We start from the raw sequence: 21,486 nt of genomic DNA, 5'->3' as shown, positions 1-21,486 counted from the left end.
CAGGTGAAGCTGATGGATGTACTTTTTGAGGCAACCTGAATAGCTCAAAAATCGCACTAATTATCAGTGGCTTGTGTTTCCAATTTTACATGTTGATTGTTTTTTGGTCTATTATTAAAGGAAGCACACCAGCTTATATAGGGATATGGCATGTTATCACAAGTCGCTATTGGTGTTGTAAGAGTCCTTAACGGCGTACTTGAAAAGGTCAACGCAGATGGAGACGCTCGTATCGTTAAATCTGGTGCTGCTCTTTATCACGGTGATGTTCTTACCTTATTAAGCGGTGAGGCATACATACAAATCATCCATGATCCACCCAAAGAATTGGCTTTAAACAAACCATTCTCGCTAGATGGAATTTCGCATGCTTTAAAGCCTGGTATATTAAATTCGAACCAATCAGTTATTCAAGGTTCATTCGGTGAATACAACCATATCTCTGTTTTTGTAAATAAACTGATTGCTTCTGGAGCATACTTTGACAAAACAGAGTCGGTCAAAGAACCTTTTTATTTGGAAGTGCTCTTCAGTAACAGATTAGTATCTTCTGGATTCATCCCTCCACCTTTGTTATTCGAGGATTTTGATGATTTCAAATCAACAATAAATCCACAAGCCATAATATTCAAGCCAGTATCAGAGATAAACGATTCAGATAAGGCTTTGGTAATACCCAACATTTCTATACCTCATTCGATAATTAGTGGAATTTTTAAAGGTGATGTAACGGAGTCTGGTGGTGTAAATAATTCCCTTCCTGGAACACTAAAGTTTGAAGCCCAAATTTCTAGTATTAATGGTTTTATTCCTGGAAATCTTTCAGGGGCGCTGGGTACATTTACCCTGGATGCTTCTGGTAAATGGACTTATGAATTGAATCATAACAGTCTCTTAGTTGATTCGCTTAAAGCAGGTGAAGTGCGGGTTGTGACCTTTGACGCTGTAGCGAAAGATGGCACTATACAAAAGCTAACGGTAAATATTCATGGCACAAATGACTCTCCTTACGTACTGCCTGATAATGGCGTAGCGCTTGAAGACAGCGTCCTTATGGGCAATGTGTTAGTTAATGATAAGGACCCAGAAGGGGATGTTTTATATGTTACCAAGTTTAGAATTGATGGTGATTCCACATTATATCAAGCAGGACAGACAGCAAGTATTCTTGGCAGAGGTCAGTTAACCATTCTTGCTAATGGAAACTACATATTTAATCCCCTGCATAATTACAGTGGTTCAATTCCAAATACGACCTATACCATTTCAGATGGAACTACAGAAAATAATAATATTTTATCTTTATCTGTCGGCTTGGTTAATGATGCCCCTGAGGGCACAAACAAAAACATATCCACTCTTGAAGATACTCCAATTGTTATTAATGCAACTGATTTTGGTTTTACTGATCCGGATGATTCCACTGCTAACACTTTGCTTGCGGTTAAAATTAATACGCTTCCAGTTGAAGGTGCTCTGTATTTGAATGGAGTGATGGTCACTCCCGGGCAAATTATCAGTAGTGCAGCAATAAATGCCAATACTCTTGTTTATGTTCCTCTAGCAAATAGCAATGGCAGCGTTCAATTTACATTTCAGGTTCAGGATAACGGCGGAACTTTAAATGGAGGTATTGATCTCGACCCAACCTCTAATACATTGCGTATAGACATCACTCCTGTAGATGATGCCTTTAGTGATGCTAATGAAATATTGAGTACCGCTGAAGATACCAATTTAAACGGCAATGTGCTGACGGGTACTAGCAGTGTAGATGGTGCGGTGAGTGTGACTCAATTTAGTGTGGCAGGTGATCTGACTGTCTATAATGCAGGCGATACGGCTAGTATTGCTGGAGTAGGTACTTTACGCATTGATGCCAATGGTCATTTCAGTTTTATACCTGCCCCTGACTACAATGGTGTCGTTCCTTTAGTTACCTACATGCTGAGCGACGGAAGCAGCAGCGATACCTCGACCTTGAGCATCGATGTCACTCCAGTGGCTGATCCCTTTAGCGATGCAGATGAAGTATTGAGTACCGCTGAAGACACTATTTTGAATGGTAATGTATTGATAGGTACGAGCAGTGATGGCGGAACAGTGACTGTTACAGAGTTTACCATTTTGGGTGATTTCGCAACCTACGTCGCTGGAGACACGGCCACTATTGCTGGAATTGGTAGTTTGCATATTGATGCCAATGGCGATTTTAATTTTATTCCAGCAGCCAATTACAATGGTGTGGTTCCAGTCGTTACATATACCTTAAGCGATGGCAGCAGTGGTAATGTCTCCACTTTGAGTATAAACGTCACGCCTGTGGATGATGCCTTTAGCGATGCGAATGAGGTATTGAGTACGGCCGAAGACACCACTTTAAATGGAAGCGTGCTGACCGGAACGAGTAGTGTGGATGGTCCGATTAGTGTTACTCAATTTAGTGTGGCAGGTGATCCGGTACTCTACACAGCTGGAGATACAGCCAGCATCACCGGAATAGGAACTTTGCGCATTGATGCGAATGGTGACTTTAGTTTTATCCCGGCAGCGAATTACAACGGTGCGGTTCCTGTAGTGACTTACACCATGACCGATGGCAGCAGCAATGACACCTCGACCTTGAGCATCGATGTCACTCCAGTCGATGATGCGTTTAGCGATGCGGATGAAGTCTTGAGTACGACAGAAGACACCACACTGAACGGCAACGTGCTGACCGGAACGAGCAGTGTGGACGGTGCGGTCACTGTGACCCAGTTTACTGTGGCAGGTGATGTTACGGTTTATAACGCTGGCAATACCGCTACCATTGACGGCGTAGGCACTCTGCGCATTGACGCCAATGGTGCTTTCAGTTTTGTTCCTGCAGCTAATTACAACGGTGCGGTTCCTGTAGTGACCTACACCCTGACCGATGGCAGCAGCAATGACACCTCGACTTTAAGCCTCGATGTTACCCCTGTGGATGATGCCTTTAGCGACGCCAATGAAGTCTTGAGTACGGCAGAAGACACCACATTAAATGGCAACGTGCTGACTGGAACGACTAGTGTGGACGGTGCGGTGAGTGTTACTGAATTTAGTGTAGCAGGCGATCCGGCAACCTATAACGCAGGCGACACGGCGACTATTGCCGGAGTTGGTACCCTACTAATTAATGCCAATGGAGCGTTTAGTTTTGTTCCAACAGCCAATTACAACGGTGCGGTTCCTGTGGTGACTTACACCATGAGTGACGGCAGCAGTACTGATACCTCGACTTTGAGTATCGACGTGACTCCTGTGGATGATGCCTTTAGTGATGCCAATGAAGTCTTGAGTATTGCAGAAGACACCACCCTAAATGGTAATGTGCTGACCGGAACGAGCAGTGTGGACGGTGCGGTGAGTGTCACGGAGTTTAGCGTGACAGGCGATCCTGCTACTTATAATGCAGGCGACACGGCGACTATTGCCGGAGTTGGTACCCTACAAATTAATGCCAATGGAGCATTCAGTTTTGTTCCTGTGGCCAATTACAACGGTGTGGTTCCCGTGGTGACCTACACCCTGACCGATGGCAGCAGCAGCGACACCTCAACTTTAAGCCTCGATGTTACCCCTGTTGATGATGCCTTTAGTGATGTGGATGAAGTCTTAAGTACGGCAGAAGACACGACTTTGAATGGCAACGTGTTGACCGGAACGAGCAGTGTCGACGGTGCGGTGAGTGTCACGGAGTATACTATAGCAGGCGATCCGGCCACTTATAATGCAGGCGACACGGCGACTATTGCGGGAATTGGTACCCTACAGATTAATGCTAATGGGGCGTTTAGCTTTGTTCCAACAGCCAATTACAACGGTGCGGTTCCTGTGGTGACCTACACCCTGACTGATGGCAGCAGCAGTGACACCTCAACTTTAAGCCTCGATGTTACCCCTGTGGATGATGCCTTTAGTGATGCCAATGAAGTCTTAAGTACGGCAGAAGACACCACACTGAACGGCAACGTGTTGACCGGGACGAGCAGCGTGGACGGTGCGGTGAGCGTCACGGAGTTTAGCGTGACAGGCGATCCGGCAACCTATAACGCAGGCGACACGGCGACTATTGCCGGAGTTGGTACCCTACAGATTAATGCTAATGGAGCGTTTAGCTTTGTTCCTGCAGCCAATTACAACGGTGCGGTTCCTGTGGTGACCTACACTATGACCGATGGCAGCAGCAGTGACACCTCAACTTTAAGCTTCGATGTTACCCCTGTTGATGATGCCTTTAGTGATGCCAATGAAGTCTTAAGTACGGCAGAAGACACCACATTGAACGGCAGCGTGCTGACCGGAACGAGCAGTGTCGACGGTGCGGTGAGTGTCACGGAGTTTAGCGTAGCAGGCGATCCGGCTACTTATAATGCAGGCGACACGGCAACCATTGCGGGAATTGGTAGCCTACAAATTAATGCCAATGGAGCATTCAGTTTTGTTCCTGTGGCCAATTACAACGGTGTGGTTCCCGTGGTGACCTACACCCTGACCGATGGCAGCAGCAGTGACACCTCGACTTTAAGCCTCGATGTTACCCCTGTTGATGATGCCTTTAGTGATGTGGATGAAGTCTTAAGTACTGAAGAAGACACGACTTTGAATGGCAACGTGTTGACCGGAACGAGCAGTGTCGACGGTGCGGTGAGTGTCACGGAGTATACTATAGCAGGCGATCCGGCCACTTATAATGCAGGCGACACGGCAACCATTGCGGGAATTGGTAGCCTACAGATTAATGCTAATGGGGCGTTCAGTTTTGTTCCAACAGCCAATTACAACGGTGTGGTTCCTGTAGTGACCTACACCCTGACCGATGGCAGCAGCAACGATATCTCAACCTTGAGCCTCGATGTTACCCCTGTGGATGATGCCTTTAGTGATGTGGATGAAGTCTTAAGTACGGCAGAAGACACTACCTTGAATGGAAACGTGCTGACCGGAACGAGCAGCGTGGACGGTGCGGTGAGTGTCACGGAGTTTAGCGTAGCAGGCGATCCGGCTACTTATAATGCAGGCGACACGGCGACTATTGCGGGAATTGGTACCCTACAAATTAATGCTAATGGAGCATTCAGTTTTGTTCCTGTGGCCAATTACAACGGTGTGGTTCCCGTGGTGACCTACACCCTGACCGATGGCAGCAGCAGTGACACCTCGACTTTAAGCCTCGATGTTACCCCTGTTGATGATGCCTTTAGTGATGCCAATGAAGTCTTAAGTACTGCAGAAGACACCACATTAAATGGTAATGTGCTGACCGGAACGAGCAGTGTGGACGGTGCAGTGAGTGTCACGGAGTTTAGCGTAGCAGGCGATCCGGCTACTTATAATGCAGGCGACACGGCAACCATTGCGGGAATTGGTACCCTACAGATTAATGCTAATGGGGCGTTTAGCTTTGTTCCAACAGCCAATTACAACGGTGCGGTTCCTGTGGTGACTTACACCATGAGTGACGGCAGCAGCAGTGACACCTCGACTTTGAGTATCGACGTGACTCCTGTGGATGATGTCTTTAGTGATGCGGATGAAGTCTTAAGTACAGCAGAAGACACCACATTAAATGGCAACGTGCTGACCGGGACGAGCAGCGTGGACGGTGCGGTGAGTGTTACTGAATTTAGTGTGGCAGGCGATCCGGCCACTTATAATGCAGGCGACACGGCGACTATTGCGGGAATTGGTACCCTACAAATTAATGCCAATGGGGCGTTTAGCTTTGTTCCAACAGCCAATTACAACGGTGTGGTTCCCGTGGTGACTTACACCATGAGTGACGGCAGCAGTACTGATACCTCGACTTTGAGTATCGACGTGACTCCTGTGGATGATGCCTTTAGTGATGCGGATGAAGTCTTGAGTACTGCAGAAGACACCACCCTAAATGGTAATGTGCTGACCGGAACGAGCAGTGTGGACGGTGCGGTGAGTGTCACGGAGTTTAGCGTAGCTGGGGATCCGGCTACTTATAATGCAGGCGACACGGCAACCATTGCGGGAATTGGTACCCTACAAATTAATGCTAATGGAGCGTTTAGCTTTGTTCCAACAGCCAATTACAACGGTGCGGTTCCTGTGGTGACTTACACCATGAGTGACGGCAGCAGTAGTGACACCTCGACTTTGAGTATCGACGTGACTCCTGTGGATGATGTCTTTAGTGATGCGGATGAAGTCTTAAGTACAGCAGAAGACACCACATTAAATGGCAACGTGCTGACCGGGACGAGCAGCGTGGACGGTGCGGTGAGTGTTACTGAATTTAGTGTGGCAGGCGATCCGGCCACTTATAATGCAGGCGACACGGCGACTATTGCGGGAATTGGTACCCTACAAATTAATGGCAATGGAGCATTCAGTTTTGTTCCTGTGGCCAATTACAACGGTGTGGTTCCCGTGGTGACCTACACCCTGACCGATGGCAGCAGCAGTGACACCTCGACTTTAAGCCTCGACGTGACTCCTGTGGATGATGCCTTTAGTGATGCCAATGAAGTCTTAAGTACTGCAGAAGACACCACATTAAATGGTAATGTGCTGACCGGAACGAGCAGTGTGGACGGTGCGGTGAGTGTTACTGAATTTAGTGTAGCAGGCGATCCGGCCACTTATAATGCAGGTGACACAGCGACTATTGCCGGAGTTGGTACCCTACAGATTAATGCCAATGGTGCGTTCAGTTTTATCCCTGCAGCCAATTATAACGGTGCGGTTCCTGTAGTGACCTACACTATGACCGATGGCAGCAGCAATGATACCTCGACTTTGAGTCTCGACGTGACTCCTGTCGATGATGCCTTTAGCGATGTGGATGAAGTCTTAAGTACGGCAGAAGACACCACACTGGTCGGCAACGTGTTGACCGGAACGAGCAGTGTCGACGGTGCGGTGAGTGTCACGGAGTATACTATAGCAGGCGATCCGGCCACTTATAATGCAGGCGACACGGCAACTATTGCGGGAATTGGTACCCTACAAATTAATGCTAATGGAGCGTTTAGCTTTGTTCCAACAGCCAATTACAACGGTGTGGTTCCTGTAGTGACCTACACCCTGACCGATGGCAGCAGCAGCGATATCTCAACCTTGAGCCTCGACGTGACTCCTGTGGATGATGCCTTTAGTGATGTGGATGAAGTCTTAAGTACGGCAGAAGACACCACATTAAATGGCAACGTGTTGACCGGAACGAGCAGTGTCGACGGTGCGGTGAGTGTCACGGAGTATACTATAGCAGGCGATCCGGCCACTTATAATGCAGGCGACACGGCGACTATTGCGGGAATTGGTACCCTACAGATTAATGCTAATGGGGCGTTTAGCTTTGTTCCAACAGCCAATTACAACGGTGCGGTTCCTGTGGTGACTTACACCATGAGTGACGGCAGCAGTACTGATACCTCGACTTTGAGTATCGACGTGACTCCTGTGGATGATGCCTTTAGTGATGCCAATGAAGTCTTGAGTACTGCAGAAGACACCACCCTAAATGGTAATGTGCTGACCGGAACGAGCAGTGTGGACGGTGCGGTGAGTGTCACGGAGTTTAGCGTGGCAGGCGATCCGGCTACTTATAATGCAGGCGACACGGCAACCATTGCGGGAATTGGTACCCTACAGATTAATGCTAATGGGGCGTTTAGCTTTGTTCCAACAGCCAATTACAACGGTGCGGTTCCTGTGGTGACTTACACCATGAGTGACGGCAGCAGCAGTGACACCTCGACTTTGAGTATCGACGTGACTCCTGTGGATGATGTCTTTAGTGATGCGGATGAAGTCTTAAGTACTGCAGAAGACACCACCCTAAATGGTAATGTGCTGACCGGAACGAGCAGTGTGGACGGTGCGGTGAGTGTCACGGAGTTTAGCGTAGCAGGCGATCCGGCTACTTATAATGCAGGCGACACGGCGACTATTGCCGGAATTGGTACTCTGCAAATTAATGCTAATGGGGCGTTCAGTTTTGTTCCAACAGCCAATTACAACGGTGTGGTTCCTGTAGTGACCTACACCCTGACCGATGGCAGCAGCAATGACACCTCGACTTTAAGCCTCGATGTTACCCCTGTGGATGATGCCTTTAGCGACGCCAATGAAGTCTTGAGTACGGCAGAAGACACCACATTAAATGGCAACGTGCTGACTGGAACGACTAGTGTGGACGGTGCGGTGAGTGTTACTGAATTTAGTGTAGCAGGCGATCCGGCCACTTATAACGCAGGCGACACGGCGACTATTGCCGGAGTTGGTACCCTACTAATTAATGCCAATGGAGCGTTTAGTTTTGTTCCAACAGCCAATTACAACGGTGCGGTTCCTGTGGTGACTTACACCATGAGTGACGGCAGCAGTACTGATACCTCGACTTTGAGTATCGACGTGACTCCTGTGGATGATGCCTTTAGTGATGCGGATGAAGTCTCGAGTACTGCAGAAGACACTACCTTGAATGGCAACGTGCTGACCGGAACGAGCAGCGTGGACGGTGCGGTGAGTGTCACGGAGTTTACTGTAGCAGGTGATCCGGCAACCTATAATGCAGGCGACACGGCGACTATTGCCGGAGTTGGTACCCTACAGATTAGTGCTAATGGAGCGTTTAGCTTTGTTCCAACAGCCAATTACAACGGTGTGGTTCCTGTGGTGACTTACACCATGAGTGACGGCAGCAGTACTGATACCTCGACTTTGAGTATCGACGTGACTCCTGTGGATGATGCCTTTAGTGATGCGGATGAAGTCTTGAGTACGGCAGAAGACACCACATTAAATGGCAACGTGCTGACCGGAACGAGCAGTGTGGACGGTGCGGTGAGTGTCACGGAGTTTAGCGTAGCAGGCGATCCGGCTACTTATAATGCAGGTGACACGGCGACTATTGCCGGAGTTGGTACCCTACAAATTAATGCCAATGGTGCGTTTAGCTTTGTTCCAACAGCCAATTACAACGGTGCGGTTCCTGTGGTGACCTACACCCTGACCGATGGCAGCAGTACTGATACTTCAACCTTGAGTATCGACGTGACTCCAGTCGATGATGCCTTTAGTGATGCCAATGAAGTATTAAGTACCGCAGAAGACACCACATTAAATGGCAACGTGCTGACCGGAACGAGCAGTGTGGACGGTGCGGTGAGTGTCACGGAGTTTAGCGTAGCAGGCGATCCGGCTACTTATAATGCAGGTGACACGGCGACTATTGCCGGAGTTGGTACCCTACAAATTAATGCCAATGGTGCGTTTAGCTTTGTTCCAACAGCCAATTACAACGGTGCGGTTCCTGTGGTGACCTACACCCTGACCGATGGCAGCAGTACTGATACTTCAACCTTGAGTATCGACGTGACTCCAGTCGATGATGCCTTTAGTGATGCCAATGAAGTATTAAGTACCGCAGAAGACACCACATTAAATGGTAATGTGCTGACCGGAACGAACAGTGTCGACGGTGCGGTGAGTGTCACGGAGTTTACTATAGCAGGTGATCCGGCCACTTATAACGCAGGCGACACGGCGACTATTGCCGGAATTGGTACCCTACAAATTAATGGCAATGGAGCCTTCAGTTTTATTCCAGCAGCGAATTACAACGGTGCGGTTCCGGTAGTGACCTACACCTTGACCGATGGCAGCAGCAATGATACCTCGACTTTGAGTCTGGACGTTACCCCTGTCGATGATGCGTTTAGCGATGCGGATGAAGTCTTAAGTACCGCAGAAGACACCACATTGAACGGCAACGTGCTGACTGGAACGACTAGTGTGGACGGTGCGGTGAGTGTCACGGAGTTTAGCGTGGCAGGCGATCCGGCTACTTATAATGCAGGCGACACGGCGACTATTGCCGGAGTTGGTACCCTACAGATTAGTGCTAATGGAGCGTTTAGCTTTGTTCCAACAGCCAATTACAACGGTGCGGTTCCTGTGGTGACCTACACCCTGACCGATGGCAGCAGCAATGACACCTCAACCTTGAGTCTGGACGTTACCCCTGTGGATGATGCCTTTAGCGATGCGGATGAAGTCTTAAGTACGGCAGAAGACACCACATTAAATGGTAATGTGCTGGCCGGAACGAGCAGTGTGGACGGTGCGGTGAGTATCACTCAGTTTACTGTAGCAGGCGATCCCGCAACTTATAATGCAGGCGACACGGCGACTATTGCGGGAATTGGTACGTTACGTATTGATGCCAATGGGGCGTTCAGTTTTATCCCTACAGCGAATTATAACGGTGCGGCTCCAGTGACCACCTACACCATGAGCGATGGTAGCAGCACTGATACTTCTACCTTGAGCATAGATGTGACACCAGTCGATGACACTCCGATAAATGGTCTTCGTGTAAGTCAAACAATGAATGAGGACGTTGCAAGACCATTTAGAATTGCAAACAATAATGCATTTTCCGTAACAGATGTTGATAGCTCAACTGTGACTACTACATTTACTGTACTGCACGGTACCTTGACGGCATCCAGTTCTGTTGCAATTGAACAGGGGGTTACTCTTACGAATAATGGGACCAGCAGTATCACTCTGGTAGGCGCTCCTGATAAAATCACTCTCGCTTTAGAGGGATTAGTGTATCGACCAACTGCTGACTTTGATCTTACAGACACACTTACGATGACCACCACAGACGGCACGTCAACTGACACAGACTTAATGACCCTTTTTATTACATCAGTAGCTGACATCATGGATGACACTGCCACAACTAATGAAGATAACGCAGTAGTCATTGATGTTTTTGCTAACGACAGTTTTGAAAATTCCGGACGAACTATCACTGCAATTGACGGTATAGCAATTGTTTCTGGCGGCACTGTGAACGTATCTAACGGAACCGTACTTTTGAATGCTAATGATACTTTGACATTTACGCCAGTAGCAAATTATAACGGCAATAGCAGCTTTACTTACACGGTTACATCCGGTGGTGTAACGGAAACAGCCACAGTGAACGTAACAGTGAACTCAGTCAATGATGCGCCACAGGGCGCAGATTACCTGATTAATCTAAGTGATACCAGTCCGGTCGTATTATCTACAGCCTATTTTAGTATGACTGATGTAAATGATAGTCCTGCCAACTCTCTTTTCAGAGTGAGAATCACTACTTTGCCGACTAATGGAACGCTAACATTAAATGGTGTTGCTGTAACTGTAGCTCAAAATATTGCTCCTTCTGATATTGATGCTGGTCTCTTGGTATTTACACCTGATTCTAATTTTAGTGGTTCAACCAGTTTTACTTTCCAGGTTAGGGATACTGGCGGAACTACTGATGGAGGTGTAAATCTGGATCAATCCCCTAATACATTCACGTTTAATTTGCCTGAAGTTGCCGATGCACCTGTTATTTATGCTCACTTGGGTTTACCAACAGTCACCGCAGGTACAGCAGTTGTGGCTGCAAATTTTAGCAATGATACTGGCGATAATAATTTGATCAACTGGACCAGTGTGGCATTGTTCAGTAATACTTTTGCTGAAATACAGGGGGGCAGCGGAAAATCGTCTACAGAAGCTTCTTTATTCAACAGTATTGCTTGGGCTGGACAGACTGGGACAAACGCCACAGAAGAAAGCGTTTTTAGTAGTAGGTGGAATAAGTCAAGCGGCACTGTAATTTATAACAATAATAACGTTGATGATGCCCAAGGTGTTCTTTTGTTAAACAGTGATCGGATGACCGCTGGAGAACGAGCTCTGACAAATTATGTGATTTCTGCGGATATGTATGCGGATGCCAGTTCGGCTCAAGCCAATGGAGTGGGTATTGTTTTTGGTTATCAAAATACGTCTAATTATTTTTTACTAAGATGGGAAAATCAAGGTACAGATTACGCTCCAGGGGGCAGTGCATTTCAATTTCTTCCAGGCCAGTATCTTGAGCTCAGTTTGGTTCAGGTCGTTTCGGGAATTCCTGTAGATTTGGCACGGACCACTTTTAATGGTGATGATTGGTTCAATGTTACTATTAATGTCAGTGCAAATGGAATATCTGTTTCAGCTGTTGATGCCACCAATTCTAGTGCTACTGCAAACCTTGAATTTGTTTATGGCAGTATCAGTGGCGGGGCATCGACAGCTCCTGCGTTAAATTCAATAGGATTTTATACTTTTGATAACGATAGCCAGGTGCGATGGGATAATCTTTTTATCTCACAAGCCTCCGGTTTTGAATACATTTTGCACACAGAGGCTTATCTTACTGACACAGACGGCAGTGAAACGCTCAGTAATATCACTTTGACCTCTATTCCAGATGGTGTCACATTATTTGATACAGTGACTAATACAGCAGTTACGGTGACCGGTGGCAGTGCTACTGTTATCTCAGGTAATGACATTCGCTTAACGACAACAACAGCTTTGACTGAGGTGCAAATTAACGCCATTACTGCTGCTGTAACGGCTACAGAAACATCCAGTGGCAGCACAAGTACTCAAACTACGCCAGTTATTCTTGAAATTCTTGGAAACACTCCAGCAGAAACTATTTCTGGAACTGCCTCTGGTGAATGGATAAACGGTGATTCAGGTAATGATGTTCTTAGTGCCGGTGGAGGAAATGACGTTATTATTGGTGGATTGGGAAATGATACCATCACGACAGGTGCAGGCAGCGATCAAATTGTTTTATTGAAAGGCCAAGGCGGTGCCACGGCAGGTGCTGCTCCAATTGATACGATTACTGATTTTACAGTCAGCACCGATACAATAGTGATAAAAGGTTCGAATATCATTGGAGTATCGGTTTCTACTCCAACGTCTAACACATACACAATTACCGTAAACTATTCAGGCGGAGCAGCTACTGAGTACTTCAAAGTGACCTTGTCGAATGGCGCTGTGTTGAATGATTCAGGAGATAATCAATTAACTGGGGTAGTTATTAGTGGTGGAACGGCAACAATTGATGGAACGATTGTAGGAGCAATTCTCTATCTGGATATCAATGGAAATAATCAGGAAGATGAGGGTGAGCGTCTGGGTATAACAGATCAATACGGTCATGTTGAGTGGGTGTTGGATCTTGCCAAATTGGACGTAAATGGTGATGGTCAATACGTTTTGGGTGAAGCTCGAGCCGTGCAAACAGGCGGCTTTGACGTAGATACAGGGTTGAGTTATGAAATCAATTTGTTCGGTCCTGTTGGCTCAGCGATTATTTCACCCTTAACCAGTTTGCTGCAGGCTCAGTTGGAATCAGGTTTTGATTATCAAACCGCGAATACCAATATTGTAGCTCGTTTGGGTTTACCTGAAGGTACAGAGTTGATCAATCTTAACCCGATTCTAGGCTCAAATGAAATTTTAGCTCAAAATGCTTCAGTGATGACTGCTGCTGTACAATTTGCGGAACTTGCTGCCGTTCATTATTCTACTGATGAAGGGCATGTTTCCTTTTCTGTTTTTGACGCTATCAGTAAGGCATTGTTGGAGCTGCCTGAGGGGGCTATTGCTGATTTTAGTGATAAAGCCTTTTTGCAGGATATTGCCTTGCGCCTTGATTTGGGTGATTTAGTCAGCCCTGAGGTTATTGAGTTTATGGCTGCGAGTCAACAGGCATTACAGGTCAGTATGGATGCATTAGTTCCTGGAGAGAGCGCTCTTGCTGCAATCAGTGAAGTGCAATATTTAACTCAAGGAAGTTATGCTCAGATTCTTCAACACTATATGAACGGCTATCTGCCTGCTTATCTGTTAAGTGACATCAGCGTTATTATAAATGCATTCAGCAGCTCAATCATTACTTATGAGGAGTTGAAGGACTTTAATGATCAGTTTAATACTATGGTTAATAACGAGATAAATTACTCTTCAGGAAGTTCCACAAATGGTTCATCGGACCATTACAGCTATGATTTTATCCATGACGCTGAGTCTCTAATCAATACGTTCATGACTACCCATGATATTACTGTTTCTTCTTCGCAAGAGTATCAAATCTATACTTTATCGGATTTAGGTTTAGTGGATGATTACGTACTTTTTTATGATGCGAATACTCAAGAAAACACGTCTACGCCTTCACCATCAATGGGAGGCGTTGAATTGCACGGCAGATCTGGAAGTGAGTCAATTTATGGTACAGAAGGCAATGATTTGATTTTTGGTGGTGAAGGGGATGACCATCTTTATGGTGGACAAGGTGACGATACAATAGTAGGTGGTTTAGGAAATGATGTGATTTATGGAGTTATGGGCAACGATCACATGACTGGAGGTGGTGGAAACGATATTTTTGTTTTTGAAAAAGCAGATATTGGCGATGAACCTGTAATTGATACTATTACGGATTTTAAATTGGGTACAGACGGGGATGTTGGTGGAGATAAAAGTACGTTGGACTTAAGCGATCTGTTTAAGGATAGCACTCTGAGTTCTGATTCTTTGGATGCTTTGTTGCAAATTAGCACCGTACATAATGAGTCAACGAATCAAACCGATACTGTAATTAAAACCGATCTCACTGGCAATGCACAGTTTAATGCCTCCCCAGAAACAATCGTGTTAAGTGGTGTTGATGTTGTCTCTGCTTATGGAACTTCTGATTCTGCTGAACTTATTAATCATCTGCTCGCTGCTAACATACTGGTAATGGGACATTAAACCAATCCTGTCCAGGTTAACCAATTTGCTGAGTTTTTTTGTTCTGTTTCAATGTGCATGTTCTCGCGTGAATAAGCTACACACATGCAACATAATAATATATGGTATATGAGTTAGCTTTACTTATAATACAAAAATATTGAGGCCTTTAGTCTAAAATAATTGGTTCAATATTTAGTTGTATATCATAATGTTCTTTAATTTGTGTTTGAATCCAATCAGCGAATTCCAATAATTCAGCTTGATGAGCACCACCATAATTTACCATAATCAACGCATGCTGCTTGTAAATGCCAACATTGCCTCTTTGGGATCCTTTCAGGCCCAAATTATCAATAAGCCATCCAGCTGATACTTTAAGCTTCTCGGGATCGAGTGTAGGGTACATCGGTAAAGTTGGGTGTTGATTCGATAAATTTTGCGCCATTTTCTTTGATATAACGGGATTATGAAAAAAGCTACCTGCATTACCTAGCTCTTTGGGGTCCGGTAATTTACTTTGACGAATGTTTATAATGATATGACGCAAATCATGGGGTGTTGGATGAGTTAAAGATGAAATTTTTTGCGCAACATCACCGTAATTCACATTAATATGAGCTTCCGCTGATAAAGTAAACGTGACACTAATAACGATAAAGCGTGAATTATTTTTTAAAATACTGTTCCGATAACTAAATTGACATTCACTGTTGCTAAGGTAAACCAATTGAGCGGTGTGAAGATCATATACCAATACATTTTTGATAAAATCTTTAACTTCGGCTCCATACGCGCCAATATTTTGAATCGGCGATGCGCCCACTGTGCCTGGGATTAAGCTTAAATTTTCTAATCCAAAGGCACCATGATTGGTACAATAAGCTACAAATTCATCCCAGTTCTCACCAGCCATAGCTGTAACAATTCGCTCTTGGCCATCCTCTGTAATAGTAATGCCACGCAACTCATTATGAATAACTAAACCTTGATATCGAGCCGGTACAATTAAATTACTCCCACCTCCCAAGACAAAGAACTTTGGAACTTTAGAAATAAGTTCTCTAATTTCAGCCAGTTGTTCAATATTATTTAAGACAACATAGTGAGTTGCTGTTGATCTTAAATGTAATGTATTTAAAGGAGTTAAATCTATATTTTCCTGGATGTTCAGCATTGGTTGCCAATCAGTGAGTATTATTGATCTATTATCGCGAGTTTAGTTTTGAGGTGCAATTGGTTTCTGATATGTAATCGAGGAAATTGATACTCTTTAAGTAGAGTCTATCTCGAAGAACAAATGAACATTATTCCAGATTGAGAATGATTAGATTAAGCACCGCTTTAATCGGTCAATCCGATTTTATCATATTAGATGAGCTACTAAACGGACTTGATAAACAGTCACCGCAAAGATTATTAATGCTCTTACAAGAAAAAGTGATTCATTTTTTCATAAAAATACTTGCTGCTACATCAATCATTTAGCATCGTTTGAAATTTGACAAACCAAAGTAGTCTATAATTAATATTTCATTAAATTTAGGATAATAATATGAAAACAGCGCTTATTACTGGTGCTAACAGAGGGATTGGCCTGGAATTTAGCCGTCAACTTAAAGCCAAAGGTTATTATGTTATTGGATGCTGTCGTCATCCCGAACAGGCTGATACTCTCAAGCAGATAGCCGATGAGATGATTAAGTTAGATGTAACAAATGATAATGATATTACTTCGATGGTAAAGACACTTAATAATCGCCCAATTGATTTACTTGTCAATAATGCGGGTACTAGCGGTGAGCAAGGTGTAACTGTTGGGAACGTGAACCGTGAAAATTTCATTAATGTAGTTAATGTCAATTGCATTAGTGTTGTGACAATTTGTGATGCCTTGTTACCTAATATTCAGAGTAGTGAGCAAAAAAATATATTAGTCATTAGTTCAAAAATGGGTAGCATTTCTGATAATGAACAAGGTAGTTCTTATGCTTATCGCTCGAGTAAGGCAGCCTTGAATTGTGCAATGCGTAGCTTTGCTATTGATGTTGAATCTACAGGGGTTCATGTGATGTTGATTCACCCGGGGTGGGTTAAAACTGATATGGGTGGGCCTAATGGCTTGGTTGAAGTGCAAGCAAGTGTTTCAGGTATGCTGGAGCAAGTTGACAAAAATATATCTAAAAGTCATGCGGATGTTTTACACAGTTTTAATGGCGATATAATAGCTTGGTAGGAATAAAATCCCGGGATAGCGAGTTTTCATGAAAGCATCATGATGCAGGGTATGGCATCAACGCTTGCCATACGCCTCACGGGTCATTGATTCGTTTGAGCTGGATGCCAACGACGAATCAGCAAAAAAAAGACTGAATGAGGTGCTGTAAATTGTAGTCTTTCGGGGTCGGGTTTGTGCGTTCTCCAATAACGCTATCATTTCGGGATTGCCTAATCTTTGTGCTAATTCCAGTGATGAACATTTATTAAAAGGTGTTTCGGGGATATATTCATCATCAGAAATATCAAGGCAAATATCCAGTTGGGCTCCGCTTTCTATCAAAAATTGAACAATATCAATATGCCCATTGACAATTGCATAGGACAGCGGCGTGCGGTTATGCTGATCAGTACAGTTAATCAGCCTGGGTTCAGAGGCAACAAGACGTTTAACGGAATCCAGCAAACCATGCCTTGCTGCTTGCCAAATTGCTTCAGTAGGGTCAAGTCTTTTTAACTGATCAATAGCGTGCTCCAGACAAGAGCGTATGACCTCTGTGGCGTTATGGTACAAAGCAGTCAACCAGGCATTCTTACGTGGTGGGGTTGCGTCCTTGGTCGATTTGAGTGCAAGATCTGAACCGGCTTGGACCAGATAATCAGCAACTTCCCTGACCAATAAAAGTCCAACCGGTACGTTTAAGCTCGACTTGTATTTCAGTTTTGGTCATCATGGGCTTTTCCACCTTAAGGTGTTTAAATGATTCGTATTATACAATTCGATATGATTTGTATCCATATCACCAAAGTTTGTAGTTAAGCTTCTGTCATCAATACCAATATTTTTCAATGTATTCACTTTGAATGAAAGTTGGGTTGGTTTAGAATTTTTTAATTTGATTTAAAAGCAATTAAATTAAATAATATTAAAAATCAATAGGTTAGTCCTGACCATGGGATTAATCAGACTTTAGTGTTCTTGTTGGGTACATGAAATACTGCACTACCTTTTCCTAAATGAAAACTATTTTTGAAATATTATGGATAAAAGATCTAACACTTTAATTTGGGCTTCCCTTTCAATTGCGCCTAATTTTTTTACAATACGAGTTCGATCAATTGATCTTAGTTGATCTAGCACAATCTGCCCCTTTTTATCTTTAAATTCTATCAATATTCTTGTTGGAAAATTGTCTTTGATTGTACTTGTCATCGGTGCAATTATAACTGTTTTTAGCCTACTTAAATTCATTGAGTCTGGTGATATAATCACTGCTGGACGTGTTTTTTTTATTTCAGAACCAATTGTGGGATCGAGGTTTACTAAAAAAACATCAAACCTTTTTATTTTTACCATGTCCATTCATCCATATCGAAATCATTGCTTAGTTTTAAATGAGCCTCATTGCTATTATCATCTATAACAGCATTGAATTGCTCTAACCATCCTTCCTGCTGATTTTTGATTGGGATTAATGTAAGCACGCCCTTTTCGTCGGCTCTAATTTCCAATTCCTCTCCAAGATGTAAATGAGCTTCTTTAATGATAACTGAGGGAATTCGAATTCCGATTGAGTTTCCCCATTTCGTTAAAGTAACAGTAGACATGGCAACTCCAAATATGTATATACATCGTATAATTATACAATATATATACATTTATTCAAGAATTTTGGGGCGGAAACGAATATCTAATAATAAATTATTTTTATAAAAGGAAAATTAAGGGGGGGGCAAGAAGGGGGCAGGACTTGAATTGTGAATTTATTGATATTCACAATTCAAGTCCTGACCCTTATAATTTTTTGACCCTCTAGCTCTCTAGCTTTTTACTGGTTGTGTGCATTGGCACACAACCAGGTCATTTCTCACTAAAACCCGTTACCGCTAACACCAGAAAGAAAACTCTGGTTTTCCTTGGGCGGGGGCAAGGTAGTGGAGAGCATCCAGGTTGCTCCATGATCAATGGAGGTATAACTTAAAGGAGCTGTCTGACCTCCATTGGTATAATATCCAACAGCCGCACAATGTCCGGTGTCGTCGCAGACAACGCTTTCTAGTCGATTAGCGCCGCTTCCCTGAGGGGGGGGGAGAGTAGAGGACAGGAGCCAGGTTACGCCGTTATCGCTGGAAATATAACTTAAGGGAACATTACGGCTTCCATTATTGTATGCTCCTACGGCAGCGCAATGGTCAGCATTGTCGCACGAAACACTAGTAAGAAAATCGCTTATATTTCCTTGTGGCGGGGGCAGAGTAGTGGACACGCTCCAGGTTGTTCCGTGATCAGTTGAGGTATAACTAAGGGGAACAATCTTACTTCCAATCGTATACAATCCTACTGCAGCACAGTGCCCGCTGCTGTTGCAGGAAACTCCATTAAGAACATCCTGGATACTTCCTTGTGCTGGAGGCTGAGTAGAGGACACGCTCCAGTTTGCACCATGATCACTGGAGATAAAACTCATAGGAACAAAGCGAGTGGTATAATAAATTCCTACAGCCGCACAATGGCCCGCTTGGTCGCAGGACACTCCAGAAAGACCATTATTGGTGGCTCCCAGGGGTGGGGGGAGGGTCGCAGAGAGAATCCAATTGTTTCCATTATCAGTGGAAGTATAACTTAAGGGAAGAGCTTTTCCTGCAAGAACATAGTTTCCTACAGCGGCACAGCGACCGAGAGTGTCGCAGGAAACACTGAAAAGGGCGTTATCGCCACTGCCTTGCACTGGGGGCAGGGTAGCGGAAAGAATCCAGGTTGCGCCATTATCAGTGGAAGTATAAGTTAAGGGGTAATAAGGATTGCTGCCATTGCGATAATAGCCAACAGCTATACAGTGGCCTGTATTGGTGCAGGATATACCTTTAAGCTGATTAGTACCGTTTCCTTGTGTTGGGGGCAGGGTAGCAGAGAGACTCCAGGTTGTCCCGTTATCATTGGAGGTATAACTTAAGGGAACATTCTGACTTCCATTGTAATAATATCCCACTGCGGCTAAGGGTAAAACGGGAGTGACAGAGGCGGTGAGCTGTATGCTGGGTGTGTTAGTTCCCTTGGCGGTTAGCGTATTGCCGGTACTCGCGACCGAAGAGGTCAATGCAAAAGTACAGGATTCCTGAGGCAATAAAGTGTTGCCGCACGCATTATTGACCAACATTAAATTAGTTGAGGGTGTAAGAACAAGGCCTGTTGCGGTGACCAAGGTGGAGGTATTGGTAAGGGTAATGGCGCTGCTTATTGTCGTTGCTATAAAACTGAGATTGGTCGGATTAAAGGATAGTGCGGCCTGTTCAGGGGTAGTGGATTGACTTACCTTTAATTGTTCTTCCTGTTTTGAGGGTTGATAACACTGATTGCGATTAGGACTGCCATCGGCGTTTGCCTGACATACTACAGGGCCACCATGGATTCCGCCTTGCGGTAAGTCATTGCTGGTAATCAGCAGGTTGAGCGTGCAGCTGCTGCCAGGTTGACCGTTTGGTGCCATGCGACAGGGAGTGGTTTGTTGAATCCCTGTTATGGGTAAAAGTATCACATTCTTGGATTGTCTTGATTGGTTTTGAACCACATAGCTCACGGTGGCGGTGCTGTTTTGGGGCACTTCCTGGGTAGGATTGGAGCCAGGAGCAGGGGTTAAGGTCCATAATGGGGCTGCTGCCTGTGCTGTTGCCTCAGTAAGCAAGGATAACAGCAAAAATAATTTTATTAGCGTGATTCTGTGGTGTTGTTGCATTCATCTGTTCCTTAAGTTGCATCAGTGAGTTTCTAAAGAAGTTTAATAAACACCTATAGGTATAGTGCCGATTGTGCTTTCAGCGAAGCTTTTTTCAAGTGACTTTTGGCTTGTTTGCGAATTTCTAAACCAGATCTTCTATCCGGTAGGCTATTTTTATTTTATTTTTGAAATCCGGATTAGGCAAGAGTTATTTAAGTGAATATTTGAAATTAAATATGTTTTTTCAATGACTTATCCATTGAGTATGGTCAAAATTCTTCACATGATCAAACTTTGTTGAGTGGCCTCATTTAAGTGACTTATCGACATGCTTGATTCAATGCTTTGTTTCAAGCGATCTATCGGTAGACGTTTAGACCCTTGCATGAACTCACGTTTCATTGGGCTGGCTCTTTCCTATGCTTGTTGCCAGGACTCATAAGGGGGGGCTTAATCCCTAGGTTCTGTTTGCAAGAAGGGGTCAGGACTTGAATTTTGAATATCAATAAATTCACAATTCAAGTCCTGACCCTTATAATTTTCCACTAAGGTTAAGACACTGAGGATTGTTTTGCCTAATGAGATTAATTTTCCATTGACGGTTCCACCTCTTGATACGTTTTCTTTGGTTATAGCTTCATAAACATCAACGTGAATTTCATAATAATCCAAATGATGAACATAATACCTTTGGGTGAATCTTTCAGCTAAGTCTTCCTTGTGTAACCAAAATTGCAGGTCAGCGAGCTATTTCAACTTACTTCAGTGTCGAATGCGAAATGGTTGCCCGCCTGCGCGCACTACTGTCCGGTTTAAGTTTTAGTCTCCAGTAGAAGTGGCACTTCTGGAGACATAGGCTTTTTATCTAAATAGAAGGCATTAACTGGCACCGGTTTTTCTAAATTGCATTTGATCC

Annotated in this window: 7 protein-coding genes; 2 read left to right on the top strand and 5 right to left on the bottom strand. The window is 44.5% G+C overall.

What is annotated here, in order from left to right:
- Window positions 1-150 precede the first annotated feature (150 nt).
- Window positions 151-14,658 carry an Ig-like domain-containing protein gene (locus tag ELY21_RS06830; RefSeq protein ID WP_127108099.1) on the top strand — a complete coding sequence of 4,836 codons (14,508 nt, stop codon included), beginning with the start codon at window positions 151-153 and terminating at the stop codon, window positions 14,656-14,658.
- A gap of 148 nt (window positions 14,659-14,806) precedes the next feature.
- Here the strand turns inward: ELY21_RS06830 and murB are convergent, their stop codons facing one another.
- A complete protein-coding gene (murB, locus tag ELY21_RS06825) occupies window positions 14,807-15,814 on the bottom strand; it encodes a UDP-N-acetylmuramate dehydrogenase (RefSeq protein WP_127108097.1) in 1,008 nt (335 codons plus the stop codon).
- 378 nt (window positions 15,815-16,192) lie between these two features.
- On the opposite strand from murB, the gene ELY21_RS06815 reads away from it, so the two are divergent.
- A complete protein-coding gene (locus ELY21_RS06815; protein WP_127108095.1) occupies window positions 16,193-16,873 on the top strand; it encodes an SDR family oxidoreductase in 681 nt (226 codons plus the stop codon).
- Window positions 16,874-16,930: 57 nt separating this feature from the next.
- Here ELY21_RS06815 and ELY21_RS06810 read toward each other — a convergent pair whose 3' ends face one another.
- The 4 genes from ELY21_RS06810 to ELY21_RS06795 all read right to left on the bottom strand — a co-directional run bounded on the left by ELY21_RS06810 (window position 16,931) and on the right by ELY21_RS06795 (window position 20,588).
- On the bottom strand, window positions 16,931-17,533 hold the full coding sequence (locus tag ELY21_RS06810; RefSeq protein WP_158618527.1) for an ankyrin repeat domain-containing protein: 603 nt from the start codon (window positions 17,531-17,533) through the stop codon (window positions 16,931-16,933).
- 345 nt (window positions 17,534-17,878) lie between these two features.
- Complete coding sequence (locus ELY21_RS06805; protein ID WP_199741662.1) at window positions 17,879-18,211, bottom strand: type II toxin-antitoxin system PemK/MazF family toxin; 333 nt, start codon at window positions 18,209-18,211, stop codon at window positions 17,879-17,881.
- Complete coding sequence (locus tag ELY21_RS06800; protein ID WP_127108089.1) at window positions 18,205-18,462, bottom strand: AbrB/MazE/SpoVT family DNA-binding domain-containing protein; 258 nt, start codon at window positions 18,460-18,462, stop codon at window positions 18,205-18,207. Before ELY21_RS06800 ends, ELY21_RS06805 begins: the two co-directional genes overlap by 7 nt.
- 263 nt (window positions 18,463-18,725) lie before the next feature.
- Entirely contained in the window at window positions 18,726-20,588 is a 1,863-nt protein-coding gene (locus ELY21_RS06795; RefSeq protein WP_127108087.1) for a sialidase family protein, read from the bottom strand.
- Window positions 20,589-21,486 lie beyond the last annotated feature (898 nt).

This window comes from Legionella sp. km535, assembly GCF_003990085.1.
Taxonomy (GTDB): domain Bacteria; phylum Pseudomonadota; class Gammaproteobacteria; order Legionellales; family Legionellaceae; genus Legionella; species Legionella moravica.
The sequence above is the reverse complement of the archived record's forward strand: the minus strand, read 5'-3'. Positions and strand labels throughout refer to the sequence as shown.